This window comes from Microcystis sp. M061S2 (genome assembly GCF_020245605.1).
Lineage (GTDB): Bacteria > Cyanobacteriota > Cyanobacteriia > Cyanobacteriales > Microcystaceae > Microcystis.
Window position 1 is genome coordinate 1 of record NZ_JADBUP010000108.1, and the last position, 2,808, is coordinate 2,808.

Genomic DNA, 2,808 nt, shown 5'->3' on the forward strand with positions numbered 1-2,808 from the left:
AGTAAGCCAAGAAGTAATGAGTGTAAATTGGACGAATAGCCGCGCCAAGCGATTAAGTGCCTTACCCCCCTACGTTTTCGCCCGCTTGGATGAATTAAAAGCCTTAGCCCGCAAAGAAGGACTAGATTTAATCGATTTAGGTATGGGCAACCCAGATGGTGCTGCTCCGCGTCCAGTTATCGAAGCGGCCATTCAAGCTTTTGAAACCCCCCAATTTCACGGTTATCCACCCTTTGAAGGAACCGCCAGTTTCCGAGAGGCGATCGCTAAATGGTATGATCGCTCTTATGGTGTGGAACTCAATCCCGATAACGAAGCTTTACCCCTGCTCGGTTCCAAAGAGGGCCTATCTCATCTCGCCCTAGCTTATGTTAACCCCGGCGATGTGGTCTTAGTTCCCAGTCCCGCCTATCCCGCCCATTTTCGCGGTCCTTTGATTGCCGGGGCGACGCTATATCCGATTATTTTAAAAGCGGAACAGGATTGGCTGATAGATATCGATTCTATCCCCGAAGATGTGGCTAAAAAGGCGAAAATCCTCTATTTTAACTATCCCAGTAACCCCACCGCCGCCATTGCCCCCCGAGAATTTTTTGAGAAAATCGTTGCTTGGGCCCAGCACTATGAGATTATTCTCGTCCACGATCTCTGTTATGCTGAATTGAGTTTTGATGGTTATCAGCCCACCAGTTTATTAGAAATTCCGGGGGCAAAAGAGATTAGTGTCGAATTTCATACCCTCTCGAAAACCTATAATATGGCCGGGTGGCGTGTCGGTTTTGTCGTGGGCAATTCCGATATTATTCAAGGGTTACGCACCCTGAAAACCAATCTCGATTATGGCATCTTTTCCGTCATCCAAAAGGCGGCCGAAACCGCCCTACAACTGCCGGATGAATACGTCAAACAAGTACAGGAAAGATACCGGCAGCGACGAGATTTTTTAATCAAAGGTTTGGGGCAATTAGGTTGGGATATTCCCCCCTCTAAGGCGACAATGTATCTCTGGGTTCCCTGTAGCGTCGGCATGACTTCCACGGATTTCGCCCTCAGTGTCCTGCAAAAAACTGGTGTCGTCGTCACTCCGGGCAATGCTTTTGGGGAGGGAGGGGAAGGTTATGTGCGCGTCAGTTTAATCGCCGATATCCCGCGATTAGGGGAAGCTTTACAGCGCCTCGAAGATGCGGGAATTCGCTATCAGTGAGGAGAATTTTTCCCCCTGAACCGGCCAAATCCCTCTAGGCACTGACTAAAATTGTATGATGGAATCTTATCCCGGTAGCTTGCCACTTCCATGACCTACAGCTTAAGAATTGCCGATATTCCCGTCAGTGAAAGACCCAGGGAACGTTTAATCAGTGTCGGGGCGAAAAACCTCAGTAACGCCGAATTATTAGCGATTTTACTGGCTACAGGTCAAGGTAAAGGCAAACTCTCGGCCGTGGGTTTAGGGCAGCATATTCTCAACGAATTGAGTAAATATCGTCGGGATCCTTTGGACGTTTTGAGGGATATTCACCCCCAGGAATTAACCGCTATTCATGGCATTGGACCGGCTAAGGCTACTACTATTCTAGCGGCGATCGAATTGGGAAAACGAGCTTTTCAACGACGACCGACGGAAAAAATGGTCATCGATAGTCCCGATACCGCTGCCGCTATCCTTGGACACGAACTAATGTATCAGTCTCAGGAACGTTTCGCCGTTATTTTACTCGATGTCAAAAATCAGTTAATCGCACTCAAAGTGATTACTATCGGCACAGCCACGGAAACACTGGTACATCCGCGAGAAATATTTCGAGAAGTGGTTAAACAATCAGCTACTAAGTTAATTATCGCCCATAATCACCCCACCGGGTCACTTGTGCCTAGTCAAGACGATATTCTACTCACAGAACAATTATTACAGGGAGCTACCTATTTAGCCATTCCTCTCCTAGATCATTTGATCCTCGGTAATGGCAACTTCCAAAGTCTTCGCCAAATCACAGATCTTTGGGAAAAATATCCCCAAGAAGATTGACAGAAAAGACACTCGATCGAGTAGTTGAATTTTTTAGCCGTTTCAATTGGGCGTTAATTTCTTCAAACATTATGCGATCGCTGTCAAGGATTGGGGAGAAAACCAAAAATTTTGGCCGCTCCTCCTAAAATGGCAACAACCAAAGCTATCAGAATCCCCCGATTGGTAAATTTCTGATCAGCGACTCTTGCAGTTAACCCTTTAATTTCTGCGGTTAGTCGCTCATCTAAAGCTTTAATGTCCCCTCTTAATTCTGATTGTCCTATCTCTAGCTTGTTTAAACGCTCGTTGACATCTCTTTGTAAAAAGTCGATTTTCCCCTCAATCCTTGTCAAGACAGCCTCAAGGGAATAAGTGACCGTTTCGTTAGACATTTTGCTAAACTCGTAATTAAGTAATCTCAATTAATTGTTAGATAGTGGCGCAGGCTTCTGATTCTTTGCATTTTATCTTTAATTGTAACCGGCTACTTAGTCGATGAGTCGATGATAGGTGCTGCGTTACAACGGATTGTCACCCTCGAGTCAAAGCAGCAATTTTGGCCGTCTCACGCACCCTTTCCTCCCCACTTCCCAATTCATAATTCATAATTCACAATTTATAATTCCCATGCGACCGAAATCCGGGTAAAATTTGAGAGTTACAATCGGTCAATTGGGCATGGATTATAAAGAAGCGGGCGTGGATGTGGAAGCGGGACGCGCTTTTGTCGAGAAAATTCGCCAAAATGTGGAAAGTACCTTCCGTCCTGAAGTTATCGGCGGTTTAGGCGGTTTTGGGGG

Annotated in this window: 3 protein-coding genes and 1 pseudogene; 3 read left to right on the top strand and 1 reads right to left on the bottom strand. The window is 46.1% G+C overall.

Features of this window, described 5'->3' with window-relative positions; genetic code table 11:
• Window positions 1-16: 16 nt before the first annotated feature.
• Together IM475_RS17905 and radC are read left to right on the top strand one after the other, a co-directional pair.
• Entirely contained in the window at window positions 17-1,204 is a 1,188-nt protein-coding gene (locus IM475_RS17905) for an aspartate aminotransferase (protein WP_287728605.1), read from the top strand.
• A gap of 90 nt (window positions 1,205-1,294) precedes the next feature.
• On the top strand, window positions 1,295-2,026 hold the full coding sequence (gene radC / locus IM475_RS17910; RefSeq protein WP_002753303.1) for a RadC family protein: 732 nt from the start codon (window positions 1,295-1,297) through the stop codon (window positions 2,024-2,026).
• A gap of 83 nt (window positions 2,027-2,109) precedes the next feature.
• Here the strand turns inward: radC and IM475_RS17915 are convergent, their stop codons facing one another.
• Window positions 2,110-2,400: a DUF4164 family protein gene (locus tag IM475_RS17915; protein ID WP_150977454.1), complete on the bottom strand. Its 291-nt coding sequence runs from the start codon at window positions 2,398-2,400 to the stop codon at window positions 2,110-2,112.
• Window positions 2,401-2,686: 286 nt separating this feature from the next.
• On the opposite strand from IM475_RS17915, the pseudogene IM475_RS17920 reads away from it, so the two are divergent.
• Window positions 2,687-2,808 (top strand): annotated as a pseudogene (locus tag IM475_RS17920) (phosphoribosylformylglycinamidine cyclo-ligase); the annotation flags it as partial.